This window comes from Serratia sp. 3ACOL1 (genome assembly GCF_003668775.1).
GTDB classification, from domain to species: Bacteria; Pseudomonadota; Gammaproteobacteria; order Enterobacterales; family Enterobacteriaceae; genus Chania; species Chania fonticola.
Genome location: NZ_CP033055.1, coordinates 4344003 through 4363397 on the forward strand (window position 1 = coordinate 4344003; position 19395 = coordinate 4363397).

Below are 19395 nucleotides of genomic sequence, written 5' to 3' on the forward strand. Positions count from 1 at the left end.
CAGATCCAGTGATCAAACTTAAGAAGCGGTGAACTATCTCTAGCCGGAATGATAGGGGTTTATGAGGAGAAATGGCGAAACAATGCTCAAACGCATGAGGGGTGTCACAATCTTTTAAACTGGGTGCAACAATATGCACCCATAATTTCAACCGCCAAACAGCCCGCGATCCCGCAGCAGATGCTGGTTCCCCTTACGCCGGGTAAAGCCGCTGCGATCGAAGAATTCCAATACCTGGATCGCCAGCTTGCGGCCCACCCCCAGCCGATCGCGGAAGTCACCGGCATTGGTGCTGCCTTGCGTGGCGTCCAGCTCGCGGATCATCGCGGCAAACTGTTCGATACGCTGGCTGAGGTAGTAGCGATCGACCACCACGGCGGTGACGTAGCCAAGCTGTGCCGCCTTGCGCAACGCGGCGCGAACGCTGTTTTCCTCTTCGCCCAACGAGGCGGCCAGATCGCGCACCCACCAGGGCTCTTCACCAAACAGCGGCTCAATACGGCTCCACAGCGCCTGTTGCTCGCTGCTGAATGCCAAACCGTGGTCTGGCAGATGCAGCCAACCGCGCGTATTGCGCAGCAAACCCGCCGCCAGCAGCCGATCGATCATCATAAATACCAGCGGCTCATGCAACGCCGGTAACGCCATACGGCGCAGACGAGCGCGCCCCAGGCCTAGCTGATCGGCATGTTGCTGATGATATTCGGCCAACACCTGCAACAGACGCTGCTCATGCGCTTGCACGTTGGCTGGGGCCAACGCCATCTCGCCGGAGATCATCAGGGCATAACCTGCCAGCAGTTCCTGTAGGCCCTCATCCGTCAGCTGTCGTGCCCAGGCAAAAGCGGCCAAATCCAGTGCGCCGCCCGGCAAACGCAAATCCAGCACCTGCCCATCGCTGGATGCCTGAGCCAGCGCTGCCAGCCAGGCCAGATACTCCGGCTGACGCTTGCCCCGTTTCGGCGAGGAAAGCCCCAGCACGCATGCAGCCCCCAGCGTTTGGCGCGCGCTGATATCCCGCAGTACCAACCGATCGTTTTCCACCAGCCACAGCGGACGATCGAGGATCAGCTCCGCCAGGTTATCGGCCAGTAGCGCAATGCGCCCGGTGATATGGCTGGCGGCATGGTGAATATGTAGCGACTGCCAGTGCTGGATCGGCGCATCGGCCTCTATCGCCACCAGAATACGCTCTGCCGCCGCTGGCGGTTGTTGCGCCAACAGCCAGTCGCCGCGCGTTAGCTGGTCTTTGCTGACGTCACCGCTGATATTCAGCGCAATGCGCTGCCCGGCAACCGCCTGTTCTGTCGTCTGATTCTGCGCATGCAAGCCGCGCACCCGCACCGGCACATCCGCACCGGTCAGCCACAGCGTATCGCCTACCGCGACGCTGCCGCCCAGCGCCGTCCCGGTCACTACCAGCCCGGCACCTTTGACGCTGAAGGCGCGATCCACTGCCAGCCGAAAACGACGGGATAGTAAGTGCTCACCGGGTTGCAGCGCCAACAGATGCTGGCGCAGCTCATCAATACCTTCCCCCAGGGCCGCCGCAGTAACAAACACCGGCACATCATGCCAGCCTTGCTGCGCCAATTCGGCCAACACCTGGGTTTGCACTTCGGCGATTCGGGCAGGATCCACACGGTCAGCTTTGGTTAGTGCCACCGTCAACTGCGCTCTGCCGCTCAGGCGCAGGATCGCCAGGTGCTCGCGGGTTTGTGCCATTACGCCATCGTCGCAGGCCACCACCAGCAGCGCATGGTCGATGCCGCCAATGCCCGCCAGCATATTAGCGAGGAATTTTTCATGGCCGGGAACGTCGATAAACCCCAGCACGCGGCCATCTGGCTGCGGCCAATAGGCATAACCAAGATCGATGGTCATGCCACGGCGTTGTTCCTCCGGCAGACGATCGGCATTGATGCCGGTGATCGCCTGTAGCAGGGTGGTTTTGCCGTGGTCGACATGGCCAGCGGTGGCGATAATCATGCGCTCAGCGCCTCAACCAGTGCGCCCTCCTGTTCCAGGCAACGCAGATCGAGCCACAGTTTGCCGTCGTTGATACGGCCAATGACCGGCTGCGGCAAGCTACGCCACTGCTGGGCCAAGCCTTCTAACGTAGCGCCCCGGCCATCAAGTGGAGCAAAGGTCAACGCGTAGCTCGGCAGGCGATCTACCGGCAACGAACCGCTGCCAATCTGTGACCAGCACGGCTCGCTACGCAGCTCGAAGCGGCCAGCAAACCTCAGAGCCAACTGGCTCTGCAAACGCTCGGCTGTTTCCTGCATCTGTTGCTGTGGGCGGGTCAGTAAGCGCAAGGTAGGTAAATGTTCTGCCAGTAACTCCGGCTGTTGATACAACCGCAGCGTGGCTTCCAGCGCCGCCAGCGTGATTTTACCGACGCGCAGGGCGCGCTTGAGTGGGTGCTGTTGCAAACGGGCAATGAGATCTTTTTTACCGACGATAATCCCGGCCTGCGGCCCGCCCAGCAATTTATCACCGGAGAAGGTCACCAGATCGACACCGGCGGCAATCAGGCGTTGCGGCATCGGTTCGGCGGGCAAGCCGTATTGCGCCATGTCGATCAGCGAGCCACTGCCCAAATCGGTTGCCACAGGAATGCCCTGTTCGTGGCCCAACACCGCCAGTTCGCTTTCATCGACCGCAGCGGTAAACCCTTGAATGCTGTAATTACTGGTGTGTACCTTCATCAACAGGCCGGTTTGCTCGTTGATGGCGGCACGATAATCTTTCAGATGTGTACGGTTGGTGGTGCCAACCTCCACCAGTTGGCAGCCCGCCTGGCGCATGACGTCCGGGATGCGGAACGCGCCACCAATCTCCACCAGTTCGCCACGTGATACCACCACCTGCTGGCCCGGTGCCACTGCCGCCAGCATCAATAGCACCGCTGCCGCGTTATTGTTGACGATGCAGGCATCTTCCGCCCCGGTGAGCTGGCAGAGCAAATCCGCGATGGCCCGATCGCGATGCCCACGGCCTGCGCCATCCAAATCGTATTCCAACGTCACGGCACTGCTCATGGCACTGACCACCGCATCAACTGCCGGTTGCGCCAATAGCGCTCGCCCTAAGTTGGTGTGCAGCACGGTACCGCTGAGGTTAAACACCGGTTGCAACGCCGGGCGCTGCTGTTGTTCCAGGCGTGCCTGTAGCGCCTGCGGCCAGTCCTGACACCAGGCAGGCAGTTGTTGCTGCGTCTTGATGGCTTCACGCGCCTGTGCCTGCATCTGGCGCAACAGTTCGCTGATAAGCGTCTGGCCGTGTCTGCCGACGGCGGGTTCAACCGCAGGGTCGCGCAGCAGGCGGTCGATGGCAGGTAACTGGCTGTATAGGTGCTGGGATTCAGTGCTCATGGTCACTCGATTTTTCAGTGTCCGGTTATCGGCAAACTGGCTTATTGGCGTGCCGAGCTAAACCAGTCAGGTTATTTAACCTGCATGGTATCAATAATTCGCTGTACCAGGGCATGATGTAGATCCGGTGTTTTAGCTGGCGTTAACAGCTGCAACGTCACGACCCGTTTATTGAACACCGTCAACACGATGGTGGAAACCAGTTTTTGCCCGTTGACCGTCTGTTCAGTATCCAGACGATGGAACTTCTGCTTACCGACGGTGAAGTTCTCTTCTTTGGTTTTCTTGATGTTCTGATAACGGTCAGACAGCTCGGTAATGATGCTTTGCGTCAGCTCTTTGAGCATCGCATCGCTGGTATTGATCTTCATGTCTGGTGGCGGGATCACTTCCGAAGCAACGGTGCGCTGGCGTGATTTGCTGTCGAGGAACAGCTGAATGGTCGACTTGTCGTCGTTGATGATGCCGCTAAGCTTGGTCTGATCACTGAAACCCGGCGGCAGTTCAAAGGTGATTTGGCCTTTTTGCAGCGAGACGTTCAGGCCAGGGGCGGGCTTGGGTTCTTCCGCCGGTGGCGCTGGAGCTGGCGTTACGGGTTGTGTCACGACCGGCTTTGGCTCGGGGGCGGGGACTTCCGGCTTTTTGCTGTCCTGGTTATCGCAGGCTACCAGCCCGGTAAGCAGCACGGCCAACGCCGCGCCTTTGGCAAGGGTCTTCAACATCATGTCTTCCTTTCGCGTTACGCGTCTTGACGTAACGGTAGCAACTCGCCTCCCGGTTTGCCAGATGTCTAATCCGAAAGTCGCTGCGGCCCCCTCACCCCAACCCTCTCCCACAGGGCTGAGGAATCCCCACTAATTTTTTCTTAGTGGTTTCAGAGAATTAGAACGAGTGTTTTACGAGCAATTTGTTCCATTTTGTTCGTAAATTGGCAGTGAGAGAATTGTGAACGACTTCTTTTCTCCTGCTTTAGGCTGTTTTTCATCCCGTTTTTGGGTGAAAAGCAGCCTATTTCCGGTCTCAATTTTTCTGGGGATTCCTCAGCCCACAGGGAGAGGGTGCTGCAAAAGTGATGGAGTTGAGTTAGGCAATTACAGTGGCAAGGGGCGAACGAATAAGCCCAACTGTCATCATTCCCCAGGGAACAGGAACGGGTTGATACTGCTGCGCGCAAAGCCTTCCTCTTCCATCTTGGCATCGAGGATAAGCGAAGCCAGATCGTCGGCCACCGCCTCGACCTTCGGGTCCTTCTCCTGATAAAGGATCTTCAGGTAGGTGCCGCAGTCGCCACAGCTTTCCGCTTTCACCGCGGCCTGCTCACTTTCCAGTGACCAGTAGTTAAGATCGCCGGTTTGTTCGCAGTTGCTGCATTTCACCCGCACCACGTGCCATTCGCTCTCGCACAGGTTGCAATGCAGATAGCGCAGGCCGTTCACGGTACCAAGATGCACCACGCTGGAAACCGGGATACTGCCGCAAACCGGGCAGAACTGGCGATGTTCGCCGTACTCGGCCCGGGCCTTGCCAGGGATCTGGCTGGCCATCTGCGTCCAGTACAACGACAGCGCCGCCCAAAGGAACGGGGCTTTGTCGCTGCCTACTTTGGCAAACTCGCCTTTCAGCAGGGCGCTGGCCAACAGCTCCAGCTCATGGGACGAGGATTTCTCCAGGTTATCCAACACCGCCAGCACGTGTTCCGGTGCCTGCGGGCGCAGTTCTGCGATCAGCGATGCCAGCAGCTTGTGCCAGTGTTCGCTGCGTGGATAGACGCTGATGTCCAACGGCGGCTTGCCGCTGGCGGCGCTCTGGGTCAGCGTTTCGCCGAGATCCAGCTCCAGCGGATTATCGTGGCAGGCGTTGTTCTGCGCTTGCGCAATGCTGGCGGCAAAATTGAGATAGTCACCCAGCGGATGGTCTGCGGCCAGTTGCTGCAGACGTTCGGCTCGGCGGGTATAAAGGCTCTTCAAGTTGGCGAAAAGTAACGGCGGAATAGTTTCCGCCGTTGAAGACTTTTCACGCTGTGCCCCTAACTGCTCTTTAGGAACGATGCGGATACTCATCTGGGTTTGTCTTCCTGTTGTTTCTCGCGGACCTCACGGTACCAGCGCGGGTGATGCTTCTTGGCCCAGGCAGCCGGCACCCAACCTTCCACCATCGCGGTAATGGTGCCTTTTACCCACAACGCGGCGTAAATGTGCACCATAATCACGATGATCAACCCCACCGCTGCCAACGAATGCACCACCAACGCGATGCGGATCAGCGGAATGGAGAAGGAGGGGGCAAAGTATGGCCGCCAGATAACGATACCACTGGCCAGCAACAGCACCAGACTGATGATCGCCGCCCAGAATACGCACTTCTGACCGAAATTATAACGCCCAGTGTCACCCACTTCCTCATTCATGGCGATTTTGTGGATGTTTTTCGCCCAAACGATATCTTCCCGGTTGATCAGGTTGTGCTTCCAGTAGCGCAGGAACATCAGCAGGAACGCGACGAACATCAACACCCCGGTGAAGGGGTGAAGGATGCGTGCCAGCTGTGGCGTACCAAAGATATTCATCAGCCAGTTAAAGGACGGGAACAGGAATCCCAGCCCGCTGATGGCGGCAAAAATAAAGCAGAACGCCACAATCCAGTGGTTAATCCGCTCCGGCGCGCTGTAGCGCTGAATTGGCTTTTCCTTCCTCATTTGCGCGTCTCCTCATCATGATGCTCGTCCTTCGGATCCTGCTCTTCCTCTTCTTCAACGCGGTTTGGCCCCACGCCAACGTAGTGGAAGATACTGGCTGCGAAGGTGGCAGCAAACCCGATGGCAGCCAACGGCTTCCAGACCCCTTTCCAGAAGGTCACCGCCGGGCTGATGGTCGGGTTATCCGGTAAACCGTGATACAGCTGCGGTTTATCGGCGTGATGCAGTACATACATCACGTGAGTGCCGCCCACGCCAGCCGGATCGTACAGACCGGCATTCTGGTAGCCACGAGTTTTCAGTTCATCGACACGTTCCGCCGCGACATTTTTCATCGCTTCTTTGGTGCCGAAGTGGATCGCCCCGGTCGGACAGGTTTTCACACAGGCCGGTTCCTGGCCAACGCCAACGCGATCGACGCACAGGGTACATTTGTACACCCGATTGTCTTCCGCGTTCATGCGTGGCACGTCGAACGGGCAACCAGCGATGCAGTAGCCACAGCCGATGCAATGTTCGGACTGGAAATCGACGATGCCGTTAGCGTACTGGATGATGGCCCCTTCCGCCGGACAAGCCTTCAGGCAGCCCGGATCGGCACAGTGCATGCAGCCATCCTTGCGGATCAGCCACTCCAGCTTGCCGTGCTCCTCAACTTCCGAGAAGCGCATCACCGTCCACGATTTGGCGGTCAGATCGGCGGGGTTATCGTAAACCCCGACGTTATGCCCCACTTCATCGCGGATATCGTTCCATTCAGAACAGGCTACCTGGCAGGCTTTGCAGCCGATACAGGTAGTGACATCGATCAGCTTGGCCACTTCTTCCTGGTGATCGCGCGCACGCGGTGCCGGGGTGAAGCCATTGGTGGCGGATTTACGAATGATGTCTTGAGATTGCATTGCCATAATTCGTCTCCGTTACACCTTTTCCACGTTAACCAGGAACGCCTTGAACTCTGGCGTTTGCGTATTGGCGTCGCCGACAAACGGCGTCAGCGTGTTGGCGATAAAGCCTTTCTTCGCCACCCCTTCGTAACCCCAGTGGATCGGGATGCCGATGGTGTCGACGTCCTGGCCGTTCACCTGCAGAGTACGAATACGTTTGGTCACCACCGCCTTGGCCTTGATATAGCCACGGTTGGAGCTGACTTTGACCGTATCACCCTGCTTGATGCCTTTCTTCTCGGCCAGCTTCTCGCCAATTTCGATGAACTGCTCTGGCTGAGCGATAGCGTTGATCAACGCATGCTTGGTCCAGTAGTGGAAATGTTCGGTCAGACGATAGGTGGTACCGACATATGGGAACTTGTCGGATTTGCCCATCGCGGCCAGATCGTCTTTGAACACGCGCGCAGCCGGGTTGGACACCACGTTCGGGTGCAACGGGTTGGTACCGAGCGGCGTTTCAAACGGCTCGTAGTGTTCAGGGAACGGCCCTTCCGCCAGTTTGTCGAGGGCAAACAGGCGGCCCATGCCTTCCGGCTGCATGATAAACGGCCCGACGTCGCTGCCCGGTGCGGCGGCGCTGTAGTCCGGGATATCAACCCCGCCCCACTTGGCACCATCCCACTCCAGCAACTGGCGTTTGGCATCCCACGGTTTACCCGCTGGATCCGCAGACGCACGGTTATACAGAATGCGGCGGTTCAGCGGCCATGCCCAGGCCCAGCCCAGCGTGTTGCCAAGGCCAGAAGGATCGGCGTTATCACGGCGCGCCATCTGGTTGCCCGCTGGCGTCCAACTGCCTGCGAAGATCCAGCAGCCACTTGCCGTGGTGCCATCATCACGCAGGTGCGCGAAGGTACTGAGCAGTTCGCCTTTCTTCGCCAACACTTTGCCGTCTGGATCGAGGACATCCGCCAGCGCCCGGCCGTTGCTCTCCATCGCCACTTCTTCTGGCTTCGGATTTTCCGGGGTCAGGTAATCCCAGGACATGTTCAGCAACTGCTCAGGGACCGCACCGCCGTCACGGGTGTACATTTCGCGCAGACGCGTCAGCAGCCCCGCCAGAATTTCACCGTCGTTCAGCGCTTCCCCTGGGGCATCGGCCCCTTTCCAGTGCCATTGCAGCCAGCGGCCGGAGTTAACGATTGAACCGTTCTCTTCGGCAAAGCAGGTGGACGGCAGGCGGAACACTTCGGTCTGGATCTTCGATGGGTCAACGTCGTTGAACTCATCGTGGTTCTGCCAGAAGTTGGCGGTTTCGGTGTTCAACGGGTCGATGGTGACCAGGAACTTCAGCTTGGCCAGCGAGGCCACCACTTTGTTCTTGTTCGGGAATGAGGCAACCGGGTTAAAGCCCTGGCAGATATAGCCATTCACTTTCCCCTGCGACATCATCTCGAAATACTGCAGAACGTCGTAGCCTTTGTCCCACTTCGGCAACCAGTCAAAGCCCCAGCTGTTATCTTTCTGCGCTTTGTCGCCGTAGAAGCTCTTCATCATGCTGACGAAGAATTTCGGGTAGTTGCTCCAGTAGTTGACCTGGCCCGGCAGCAGCGCCTTCGGCGTGTTGGCTTTCAGGTAGGTCTCCAGATCGGCCTGCTTCTCGGAAGGCAGCGTCATGTAGCCCGGCAGGCTTTGTGACAGCAGACCCAGATCGGTCAGACCCTGGATATTGGAGTGGCCACGCAGGGCGTTCACACCACCACCTGCCATGCCCATATTGCCAAGCAGCAACTGGATCATCGCCATGGTGCGGATGTTCTGCGCACCGACCGAGTGCTGTGTCCAGCCCAGGGCGTAGAGGAACGAGGCCGTCTTGTCGTTGGCGCTGGTTTCGGCGATATATTCGCACACCTTGAGGAAGTCTTCGGTTGGCGTGCCGCAGATGTTGGTTACCACCTCTGGCGTATAACGGCTGATGTGCTTTTTCAGCAGGTTCCACACGCAGTTCGGATCCTGTAGCGTAGTATCACGCTTGGCGAAGCCGTTCTCGTCGAGTTGGTAGTTCCAGGTGGTTTTATCGTATTTGCGATTTTCCGCGTCGTAGCCGCTGAACAGGCCGTCGTCGAAGGCGAAGTCTTCCCGCACCAGCAGGCTAGCGTTGGTGTAGGCGTCCACGTATTCGCGGTTAATCTTGTTATTGGTGATCAGGTACAGCAAGACGCCCGACAGGAAGGCAATGTCGGTACCTGAACGGATAGGCGTGTAGAAATCCGCCACGGATGCAGTACGGGTAAAGCGCGGATCGATGACGATCAGCTTGGCTTTATTATGAATTTTGGCTTCCATCGCCCAGCGGAATCCCACTGGATGCGCTTCTGCCGCATTACCACCCATGACAATAACTAAGTCGGCGTTCTTGATATCAACCCAGTGGTTGGTCATCGCACCGCGACCAAATGTTGGAGCAAGACTTGCTACCGTTGGTCCGTGTCAGACACGCGCCTGGTTATCTACGGCAAGCATGCCGAGAGCGCGACTAAATTTTTGGGTCAGCATACCGGTTTCGTTGCTGGAGGCTGAAGCACACAGCATCCCGGTAGAGAGCCAACGGTTTACCGTTACGCCAGCGGCGTTGGTAGCTTCGAAGTTGGCATCGCGGTCTTCTTTCATCAGTTTGGCGATGCGGGTGAAGGCGTCGTCCCAACTGATGCGTTGCCACTTGTCTGAGCCTGGAGCGCGATATTCAGGGTATTGGAGACGGCTTTCGCTGTGGATGAAATCCACCAGACCTGCCCCTTTCGGGCACAGTGCACCACGGTTTACCGGGTGGTCTGGATCCCCTTCGATATGGAAGATGCTCTCTTTGGCGTTTTTGGCGCCATCACCAAGGCTGTACATCAACAGCCCACAGCCGACGGAACAATACGTGCAGGTATTACGGGTTTCACGGGCGCGCAGCAACTTGTACTGCCGGGTTTCCGCCAATGCCACCGCCGGGCTAAAGCCCAGTGCGGCTACCGTGGTTCCTGCCATACCGCCAGCGCAGATCTTAAAGAACTGCCTTCTGCTGACCTGCATGGGGGGTCTCCTTTCTCTCTCGTGTTGTCACATTGTTTCAAATGACGCTTTCCCCCTCAAAGCGGGAAGCGCTAAAATCACTATTCTTATGTGGGTATTGGCCAAATGGGCCGCAACGGCGCCGCAATAATACCATAGCAGGCGTAGGGTTGTTACAAACAGGTGCCAGGAAAGTGAACAAAATTAACCAAGAGCAGCCCACAAATGTGAACGAGCTCACGGGCCTGATCCAGGCTCCGGTGTACCAGCGCGGGCAACTGACCACCACAGAGCAAGATTGGCTCGCCGAAGAGGTGCCGGTCGCGCTGGTGTATAACGGTATTTCTCACGTGGTGATGATGTGTACGCCAAAGGATCTGGAGGCGTTCGCCCTCGGTTTTTCCCTCTCGGAAGGGATTATCGACTCGCCACGGGATATCTTCAGTATAGAGGTTAATCCCACCTGCAACGGCATGGAAGTACAAATCGAGCTTTCCAGCCGCCGTTTTGCCGGGCTGAAGGAGCGCCGCCGGGCGATGGCGGGCCGCACAGGCTGCGGCGTTTGTGGCATTGAACAGCTGGCGGATATCTTCCGGCCGGTCACACCATTGCCCTTTACCCAGACCTTCTCTTTGGCCAATCTCGATCGCGCCCTCAGCCAGTTGCGCCAGGTGCAGAACGTCGGCCAGTTGACGGGTTGCACCCATGCCGCTGGCTGGATCTCACCACAAGGTGAACTGCTGGGGGGCTGCGAGGACGTTGGCCGCCATGTGGCGCTAGACAAGATGATCGGCATACGCGCCAAACAGGGCTGGCAGCAAGGGGCAATCCTGGTTTCCAGCCGGGCCAGCTACGAGATGGTGCAAAAATCCGCCATGTGCGGTGCCGAAATCCTGTTCGTGGTTTCTGCCGCTACCTCACTGGCAGTGGAAATCGCCGAGCGCAGCAACCTGACATTGGTTGGCTTTAGCAAGCCAGGCCGGGCAACGGTGTTTACTCATCCGCAGCGTATTACTGATTAACCCCTAAACCACACAGTCTGTAGGGCATTGATAATCATTTTCAATATCATTTAATTAATTATAATGCATCATACTGCTTACGCGGTGCTCACATTTTGCGCCGCCCTACACTACTGGAGATGATGATCATGAGTTATTCACTGCCATCCCTGCCTTACGCATACGACGCACTAGAACCGCATTTCGACAAGCAGACGATGGAAATCCATCACACCAAACACCACCAGACCTACGTCAACAACGCCAACACCGTGCTGGAAGCGTACCCTGAGCTGGCTTCGCTGAGCGTAGAAGAGCTGATCCAGGATCTGGATAAAGTCCCTGCAGACAAGCGCACCTTTATGCGCAACAACGCAGGCGGCCACGCTAACCACAGCCTGTTCTGGAAAGGCCTGAAAATCGGCACCACGCTGGGTGGCGATCTGAAAGCCGCTATCGAGCGCGATTTCGGCAGCGTAGAGAAATTCCAGGAAGAGTTCGAGAAAGCCGCCGCCACCCGTTTCGGTTCTGGCTGGGCTTGGCTGGTGCTGAAAGGCGACAAACTGGCCGTGGTATCTACCGCTAACCAGGACAGCCCGCTGATGGGCGAAGCCGTCTCCGGCGCTTCAGGCTTGCCAATCGTTGGCCTGGACGTGTGGGAACACGCTTACTACCTGAAATTCCAGAACCGTCGCCCTGACTACATCAAGGCATTCTGGAACGTAGTGAACTGGGACGAAGCGGCCAAACGCTTCGCCGAAGCCAAGAAATAATTTGGCGTTCCCCTATGGATTTCGAGTTGCAGCTAGGCGACAAGCTTACTCATCCCCAGGAGCTTACTTTTAGTAAGTGACTGGGGTGACAAATCTGTCGGGAACAGATTTGAACGCTGTACACAGCGGCCCCGAAGGGGTGAGGTCCATGGATGGGCCGAATAGCTATGTGCAGGTAACAACGCTGCAGCTTGAAAGACGACGGGGATATCTCTGATGATGCCCGCTGATGCGGGTATCTTTTTGCCTATTTGCCGCTAAAGTTTAACCGCCCGTTGCCGATGCTTTGTTCAATTGTCTAACGCCTAAAGAGGGATAAATCATGGCGGCATTGAAAGCTTTGGCAGGAAAAATCGTTCATCTCACCGTAGGTAAAAAACTCGGACTCGGATTCTCTCTGATGTTGATACTGGCGATCGTTATCGCTGGCACCGGGATAACCTACCTCAATCTTATCGAATCACGCAGCGACCGCATCGATTTCAGCTATCAGCTGACGGGCGAAATCAGTCAGGCTAAATACACCCGCGCCATGTTTAGCCAAAATTACAATACCGACTACCTTGAACGTAACCGCAAACATATCGAGAACGCGTTGCAGCTGGCCAGCCACGCGCAAAACCTGAATTGGGATGAGCAAAGCCGCAAGGATCTGGAGCTCTTGGTGGTGTTGCTGGGTAACTATGAGCAACAACAGAAAATGTTTGCCAAAGCCGTGGTGGATAAAGACGCGGTGCGAGCCAGTTGGAACATGTCTGAAGTGCAAGACAGCCTGAGCCAGGTTGAACGCCAACTGGGTGCTACCGATCTGCAACTGGCGTTTACCCAGTTGAACCAGAAGCTGACCCAGATCCGCTACTATGCCCGTGGCCTGGTGCTGCAACCCAATCGCGATTCTGAAACCCCATTGCTCAGCGCTATCGATGACGCCCGCAATGCCGCCAACACGCTCAGCCAACGCCTGAATGAGTCACAGCGCCCGTTGCTCCAACCTCTGTTGAGCGTGCTTGACGAGTATAAAGACCACATCGCGGCCTACCTGCCCGCCGTTGAGAATGAGATCAAGATCAGTAAACAGCTCGGCGGCTACGCTGACGAGATCGGCACGCTGGTTAACAATTTCATGAAGGATGAGTTGACGCAGACCCATAACAATATCAATACCGCACAGTGGCAGATGGGGATCACCACGGCGATCGCCATTCTTGCAGGCCTGCTGATATCATGGCGTATCACGTTACAAATCACCCGCCCGCTGCACAGCACATTGATGCTGGCAGAACGCATTGCCAAAGGTGATCTACGCCAGGCGCAAACCAGCACTCGCCGCGATGAGCTGGGCCAGTTGCTTAACGCCGTCGCCGCCATGAGCCAGAACCTGCGCGATATGATTGAGAAAATCCAGATGGGGGTCAGCCAGGTCTCCACCGCCGCTGGGGAAATCGCTGCGGGCAATACCGATCTCTCTTCACGTACCGAACAGCAGGCTGCCGCGGTGGAAGAAACCGCCGCCAGTATGGAACAGCTCACCGCTACGGTGAAGCAGAATGCCGACAACGCCCATCACGCCAACCAGCTGGCGACCGATGCCTCACAAACCGCACAGCAGGGCGGCAAACTGGTTAACAACGTCGTTAGTACCATGCGGGATATTTCCAACAGTTCGCAGCGGATCGCCGAAATTACCACCCTGATCAACGGCATTGCCTTCCAGACCAATATCCTGGCCCTGAACGCCGCCGTAGAGGCCGCCCGGGCAGGCGAGCAAGGGCGTGGTTTCTCGGTTGTCGCCAGCGAGGTGCGTAATCTGGCTCAGCGTAGTGCCCAGGCGGCGAAAGAAATCGAAGGGCTGATCACCGAGTCGGTCAGCCGGGTACAGAGCGGTACCGCTCTGGTGGAAGACACCGGCAACACCATGGAACAAATCGTCCGCTCGGTCACTCACGTGCGCGATATCATGGCGGAAATAGCTGCCGCCTCCGACGAACAGACCAGAGGCATCGCGCAGATTGGCCAGGCCATCGTGGAAATGGATCACACCACGCAGCAAAACGCCGCGCTGGTGGAAGAGTCTGCCGCCGCCGCCGATTCGCTGGAAGAGCAGGCCGAGATGCTGCTGCAAAGCGTCTCGGTATTCCGTCTGGCGGATAAGGCTGCGCCAGTGGAGGCGAAAGCCACCCAGCTCAAATCGCCATCGATGGCTAAACCGAGCACCAGCGCCGAAGACAACTGGACGACCTTCTAACCCCTCCGCCCGCCCGGTGATCTCCGGGCGGGTTATTCTGTTCCTCCCCCTCGACTCAGGCTATGCTAGACGGCATTAACTAGCGTGAATGGAGGCTAGCATGCACCACCCAGACGTCTATCTCGGTTCGATTCAACCTTATGAAGGTGGCCGCCCCAGCGCTATCGCCAAACGCCTGGTGGAGGGCACGCTGAAGCTTACCCCCTTGGGTCTGGCAGGCGATGAGCAGGCAGAAAAAAGCTACCATGGCGGGCCTGACCGCGCCCTTTGCCACTACCCGCGCGAGCATTACGACCACTGGCGTGAACAGTTCCCCACTCAAGCTGAACAGTTCTGCGCGCCAGCCTTTGGTGAGAATATTTCTACTCTCGGCCTGACCGAACATAACGTGTTTATGGGGGATATTTTCCGCTGGGGCGAAGCGCTGATCCAGGTAACCCAACCGCGCTCTCCGTGTTTCAAGCTCAACTACCATTTCGCTATCGACGATATTTCGGTGCTGATGCAGCAAACCGGCCGCTGTGGCTGGCTGTACCGCGTGGTGTCGGCCGGAGCCGTCAGTGGCGACCAACCGCTGGAACTGGTGACCCGTAATAGCGATGTTTCCGTCGCACAAGCGATCGGCATCGCCTGGCACATGCCGTTCGATGAAGAACAATACCGTCGTTTACTGTCGGTCGCGGGTCTGTCGGCCAGCTGGAGCAAAACTATGCTGACGCGCATCACCAGCGGCAAAATCGAAGACCTCAACCGCCGTCTGCTTGGCCGTTAACCGGCGCCAGGCAGAAGACATCCATCGACCTGGATTAGGGAGTTGCGCTATGGCTACATCACCTCATTCCATTCATCACGCGGCTGCGGCTGGTTATCAGGCCAATGCGGATCGCTACGTTTTAGGCCGCCCGGATTATCCGGCGGAGATCGCCGATTGGCTGCGTGAGGTACTCGATCTACAGCCCGGTAAGACCGTTATCGATCTGGGTGCTGGCACCGGCAAGTTCACTCCGCGCCTGCTGGAGACCGGTGCCAACGTCATCGCCGTTGAACCGGTGGCGCAGATGCTGGAAAAACTGGCGGCAGCATTTCCTCAGGTGAAAACGCTGGCAGGTACCGCCGAATCTCTCCCGTTGCCGGATGAATCGGTGGATGCCGTGGTGTGCGCGCAGTCCTTTCACTGGTTTGCTACGCGTCAGGCGTTGGCGGAAATTCAGCGCGTGCTGAAACCCGGCGGCAAGCTTGGCCTGGTGTGGAATATGCGCGATGCGCGGGTTGGCTGGGTACGCAAACTCAATCAGATAGTCGATCGCCACGAAGGGGATGCGCCACGTTTTTATACCGGTGAATGGCGCAGGCTGTTTCCTTACCCGGGTTTTGCCCAGCTACAGGAGCAGGTGTTTATGCTGGGGCATAGCGGAGCGCCGGAGGATGTGATTTATAACCGTGTGCGATCCACCAGCTTTATCGCCGCGTTGCCGCAACGGCAGCAGGAACAGGTGATCGAACAGATCCGCCAGTTGGTGGCAGAGGAAGAGGAGCTGCGGGGGAAGGAAACGCTCACGGTGCCTTACCAGACCTGCGCGTTCTCTACGACCAAGGCCTGAGCATGCCCCTCACCCTAACCCTCTCCCACAGGGAGAGGGGACCGATCGAGTTAGGCTGAAAGTATCGTGACTCTTCATCAGAGCCGGCTGATTCACCTTGGTTGAGGAGGCGATCGCGGTTGCTGAGATTACCACCGTTCTCTCAACAGAGCAGGTGCTATCCGCTCCCACAGGGCTGAGGGGACTGATCGAGTTAGGCTGAAAGTATCGTGACTCTTCATCAGCACCGGCTGATTCACCTTGGTTGAGGAGGCGATCGCGGTTGCTGAGATTACCACCGTTCTCTCTACAGAGCAGGAGCTATCCGCTCCGAAGGAGAGGGGACCGATCGAGTTCGTTAATTGCTTTGCGTAATACCTTGCCTTTCTTGTTTTGCCCCCCTACTTTCCGAAGTTACGCGGACTAACTACGCGCTCGGGACAGCTCCCTCTCCCTGTGGGAGTGGGTTGGGGTGAGGGGGAAATCAGAACGCTTTTTTGGCGTAACCGGTAACCACTTTCAGGCCCATCTCGCGGCCAAGAGCGGTCATTGGATGTACCACGATCAGGCCACGGGCGCTTTTCTTCAGCGTGCCCATATCCGCCTGCTCTTTCTTGGTGATCTCACGGCTGAATGGCAGCTGGCTCAACTTTTGCGCTTCCGCACTCAGTTTTTCCACGCGCACGTTTTTCAGGCGCTCAATCTCGGTCTTCAGCTTCTCTTTTTCTTTGAGATGTTGCGCAATCAGGTCGGTGTTACCCTGCTGGATCACCACGGTGTCTTTGTGGTTCAGTGCGTCCAGCAAATCGCTCAGGCGCTTAATCTCGGCTTTTTCTTTCTCTTTCATCGTCTCTGGCCTGTTTTGTTCTATGGCGTAAAAAATATTTCGCTAGTGTAGCAAAATGCACGGCAGGTTACTCCTCACCTTGCGCAATTCCCGCAGGCAGGCCGCTCATCTCGCAGGCTTTTGCCCCCACCCGCGCCAGCGCCTGGGTATAACGGGCGTTAAATGGATAGCAGCATGAGAGCCGCAGCCCATTATGATAACGCCCACTTGGAGAATATAGCGTACCCGGCGTCAGACAGATCTGCTCATCCAGCAACTGATGGAACAGCGCTACCGTGTCCACCCCTGTTGGGAACTCCACCCAGAATACAAACCCACCGGCAGGTTGGGTAGCCCTTGTCCCACGCGGGAAATGGCGGGCAATCAGCGCTCTGGCCTCTTCCACCTGCGCCGCATAGCGTTTGCGCAAATTGCGCAGATGATGATCGTATCCCCCCGCCTCCAGGAACATGGCCAGCGTCTCTGACAGCAAATGCGACTCCGACATCGAAGACACCGCCTTCAGCTTGCGCAGCGCCTCACTGAACCGCCCGCCGACCACCCAGCCGATGCGGAAATCCGGTGCCAGCGTTTTGGTGAAGCTGGAGCAAAACAGCACCCAACCATCGCTATCGAACGCCTTCACCGCTGGACTGAGCGCGCTGCCAAATTGCAGCTCGGCATACAGCCCATCCTCGATCAGTGGCACTTGATGATCGTTCATCAGGCGTGCCAGCCGTTTTTTCGACGCCAGCGGCATGGTGCAGCCCAGCGGATTCTGTATCGTCGGCATGGCGATGACCGCATTCAGCCGTTTCTCCTGCAGCAGCAACTCCAGCGCATCCAGCGACAGGCCATGCTGGGGGTCGGTGGGGATCTCCAACGCTTTCAGCCCCAGGCTGGCAAGCAGCGGCAACAGGTAAAAATAGGTCGGCGACTCCAACCCCACGCAGTCGCCCGGCTTGGTGGTCACCCTGAGCGCCAGCTGCAAGGCTTCCATGCAACCGTGCGTCAGCGTGATGTCACTCGGCTCCAGCAACATGCCCAACGTCATCGAGCGCCGGGCAATCTGCTGGCGCAACCGCAGGCTACCCGGCGGCAAGGCGTATTGGCCTATCAGATTGGGCTGGCGGCGTAACTGCGATGACAACATCCGCCCCAGCTTGCCACCGGGATAAAAATCCACGGTTTGCGGGCAAGCAAGCGACAAATTGGTGAAGGCCGGGTTCTGTTGGGCGGCGAAAACCGTATCGATCAGGGCCAGCACATCATCCGCTGGTTGTTCAACCCGGTTGCTGGGTGCCGACGCCGTTTTCAACGCAGGCAAGGTCGCCCGCACGTAAAAGCCAGACTGTGGCCGTGCCTCGATCAGCCCCCGGTCTTCCAACTGGCGATAGGCTGCCACCACGGTATTGATGCTGACGCTGTGGCTCTGTGCGCAGCTGCGCACCGAAGGCAGGCGGCTACCGGGCGGTAAAGTGCCACGGTGGATAGCGGCCGCCAATGTCTCCGCCAGTTGCAGGTAGCGGGTTTCCGGGATCTCGTCGAGCAGGGTCACAATTTCTCTCCAGGCAATGGGTACAGTTAGAAATTAGCGCAACTGTAACCATGACAATAACTGATTTCTGGTTCTGTCACCATCACCCCCACAGCCCTTATGCTGGTGATCACCCCCAATCATGTATGGAAAACCTTATGCTGGACTCTGCTTTTATCAGTTACGTGACTGTGATGTCGATTACCCCTGGCCCCAATAACCTGCTGCTGGCTTCGTCCGGCGTCAATTTCGGCCTGCGGCGTACCCTGCCGATGGTGTTTGGTATCAGCCTGGGCTGCGCAACACAGTTAGCCCTCACCACGCTATTGCTGGCGCTGATCCTGAACTGGGCCGATACCATCCGCTTTCCGCTGGCGGTAATGGGCTGTGCGTACCTGCTGTGGCTATCGTGGAAACTGTATAAGGCGGCCTCACCGGATGCTAAACAGCAGGCGCGGCCAATGCACTTTATCGGCGGAGCCTTGTTCCAGGCGGTGAACCCGAAAGCCTGGCTGATGGCCATCAACGTGGCAATCCTGTTCACGCCTCATGAGGGAGCGTCGCTGCATCAAACGTTGTTAACCATCGCAGGCTTCACCGCGGTGAATATCCCCTGCATCTTGATTTGGGCGTTGATGGGCGATCGGTTACGCCACGCTCTGCGTGTGACCTGGAAACTGCGGTTATTTAACGGTGTGATGGCGGGCTTAATGGCAGCAACCGCGTTATGGCTGCTGTTTGACGAGTGGCGGACGCTGATGGCTTAAGGCTTTTGAGCACCGAGCGGGGAGAGCCGGGAGGGCTGCTTGGCGCCAATTTCCGCCAGCAGCTCGGTAATCGACAGCACCATGGTGGAACGCACCATCTGCTGGTAACGCTGGTGTTGCATGGCGATCAACGATTCATCCGCCTCGCCGGGCTGTAGAAAAGTGGGGACCGGCGGCAAAGCGCTGACGCAGTGGAGCTCCCCGAAGGGGCCGAGTATCTCATCATCAATAAAGCGATATTCCGAACCGTCGTGGTTCAGCTCTTCACGCATCGCCATCAGCAGTTCGGCATCTTCGTATTCGTGGCGGGAAATCACCCCCAGCCCGTACATCAGCTTCAGACGAACCGAAAGTTCACCAAGCGGCCCGGCACCGGACAACAGAGGTTCGACGGCATATTTCACCGCATAGTCATCTTTACGGAAGACCTGCACCACCAGGACGTTAAGCGCTTCTGCCAGCAGCTCGACCGCTGCGATCAGAAAACTGCGCACCGTCTTGCCAGCGTTCAGCTTTTCCAGAACCTTGTTTTCGAATGCCTGTGTCTCGATCATCTTCGCTTTTCGAATCGCGTGGGTGGTGTGATCACTCGGGCGCTCCCCGTTAACCGCAGGGAGTGAGCCCGAATGGGGGGCAAAGACGCCTTG

16 protein-coding genes are annotated in these 19395 nt (G+C 57.5%); 6 read left to right on the plus strand and 10 right to left on the minus strand.

Annotation, left to right across the window (positions count from 1 at the left end; translation table 11 throughout):
* Positions 1-147: 147 nt before the first annotated feature.
* From selB to fdnG, 7 genes are all read right to left on the minus strand, one after another.
* Positions 148-1989 (minus strand): selenocysteine-specific translation elongation factor, encoded by a 1842-nt coding sequence (gene selB, locus D9980_RS19625; RefSeq protein ID WP_121608211.1) that lies wholly within the window; start codon positions 1987-1989, stop codon positions 148-150.
* A complete protein-coding gene (gene selA, locus D9980_RS19630) occupies positions 1986-3377 on the minus strand; it encodes an L-seryl-tRNA(Sec) selenium transferase (RefSeq protein WP_121608212.1) in 1392 nt (463 codons plus the stop codon). Before selA ends, selB begins: the two co-directional genes overlap by 4 nt.
* Before the next feature lie 71 nt (positions 3378-3448).
* Positions 3449-4099 (minus strand): DcrB-related protein, encoded by a 651-nt coding sequence (locus D9980_RS19635; RefSeq protein ID WP_121608213.1) that lies wholly within the window; start codon positions 4097-4099, stop codon positions 3449-3451.
* 408 nt (positions 4100-4507) lie between these two features.
* Positions 4508-5437 (minus strand): formate dehydrogenase accessory protein FdhE, encoded by a 930-nt coding sequence (gene fdhE / locus D9980_RS19640; RefSeq protein WP_115160056.1) that lies wholly within the window; start codon positions 5435-5437, stop codon positions 4508-4510.
* The gene (gene fdoI / locus D9980_RS19645) at positions 5434-6072 is read right to left on the minus strand and encodes a formate dehydrogenase cytochrome b556 subunit (protein ID WP_021181336.1); all 639 of its coding nucleotides are present in this window, start codon (positions 6070-6072) and stop codon (positions 5434-5436) included. The genes fdhE and fdoI overlap by 4 nt, the downstream gene beginning before the upstream one ends.
* On the minus strand, positions 6069-6980 hold the full coding sequence (fdxH, locus tag D9980_RS19650; RefSeq protein ID WP_024483267.1) for a formate dehydrogenase subunit beta: 912 nt from the start codon (positions 6978-6980) through the stop codon (positions 6069-6071). The genes fdoI and fdxH overlap by 4 nt, the downstream gene beginning before the upstream one ends.
* A gap of 12 nt (positions 6981-6992) precedes the next feature.
* Entirely contained in the window at positions 6993-10040 is a 3048-nt protein-coding gene (gene fdnG / locus D9980_RS19655) for a formate dehydrogenase-N subunit alpha (RefSeq protein WP_121608214.1), read from the minus strand.
* Positions 10041-10246: 206 nt separating this feature from the next.
* Here fdnG and fdhD point away from each other — a divergent pair, with 206 nt between their 5' ends.
* The 5 genes from fdhD (at position 10247) to D9980_RS19680 (ending at position 15639) form a co-directional block, all read left to right on the plus strand.
* The gene (fdhD, locus tag D9980_RS19660) at positions 10247-11041 is read left to right on the plus strand and encodes a formate dehydrogenase accessory sulfurtransferase FdhD (protein WP_370454275.1); all 795 of its coding nucleotides are present in this window, start codon (positions 10247-10249) and stop codon (positions 11039-11041) included.
* A gap of 128 nt (positions 11042-11169) precedes the next feature.
* Positions 11170-11793 carry a superoxide dismutase [Mn] gene (sodA, locus tag D9980_RS19665; RefSeq protein WP_121608216.1) on the plus strand — a complete coding sequence of 208 codons (624 nt, stop codon included), beginning with the start codon at positions 11170-11172 and terminating at the stop codon, positions 11791-11793.
* A gap of 322 nt (positions 11794-12115) precedes the next feature.
* Entirely contained in the window at positions 12116-14038 is a 1923-nt protein-coding gene (locus D9980_RS19670; RefSeq protein ID WP_121608217.1) for a methyl-accepting chemotaxis protein, read from the plus strand.
* Between the two features lie 100 nt (positions 14039-14138).
* A complete protein-coding gene (gene yiiM / locus D9980_RS19675) occupies positions 14139-14810 on the plus strand; it encodes a 6-hydroxyaminopurine reductase (RefSeq protein ID WP_024483273.1) in 672 nt (223 codons plus the stop codon).
* 49 nt (positions 14811-14859) lie between these two features.
* Positions 14860-15639 carry a class I SAM-dependent methyltransferase gene (locus tag D9980_RS19680; protein WP_121608218.1) on the plus strand — a complete coding sequence of 260 codons (780 nt, stop codon included), beginning with the start codon at positions 14860-14862 and terminating at the stop codon, positions 15637-15639.
* A 463-nt stretch (positions 15640-16102) separates the two neighbouring features.
* Here D9980_RS19680 and D9980_RS19685 read toward each other — a convergent pair whose 3' ends face one another.
* Both D9980_RS19685 and D9980_RS19690 read right to left on the minus strand, forming a co-directional pair.
* A complete protein-coding gene (locus D9980_RS19685) occupies positions 16103-16465 on the minus strand; it encodes a YibL family ribosome-associated protein (protein WP_024483275.1) in 363 nt (120 codons plus the stop codon).
* A gap of 67 nt (positions 16466-16532) precedes the next feature.
* Complete coding sequence (locus D9980_RS19690; protein WP_024483276.1) at positions 16533-18002, minus strand: PLP-dependent aminotransferase family protein; 1470 nt, start codon at positions 18000-18002, stop codon at positions 16533-16535.
* Positions 18003-18139: 137 nt separating this feature from the next.
* Between D9980_RS19690 and D9980_RS19695 the strand changes: the two genes are divergently transcribed.
* Positions 18140-18748: a LysE family translocator gene (locus tag D9980_RS19695; RefSeq protein WP_024483277.1), complete on the plus strand. Its 609-nt coding sequence runs from the start codon at positions 18140-18142 to the stop codon at positions 18746-18748.
* On the opposite strand, the gene D9980_RS19700 is transcribed toward D9980_RS19695, so the two are convergent.
* Positions 18745-19302 carry an MltR family transcriptional regulator gene (locus tag D9980_RS19700; protein WP_024483278.1) on the minus strand — a complete coding sequence of 186 codons (558 nt, stop codon included), beginning with the start codon at positions 19300-19302 and terminating at the stop codon, positions 18745-18747. The genes D9980_RS19695 and D9980_RS19700 overlap by 4 nt on opposite strands.
* Positions 19303-19395 lie beyond the last annotated feature (93 nt).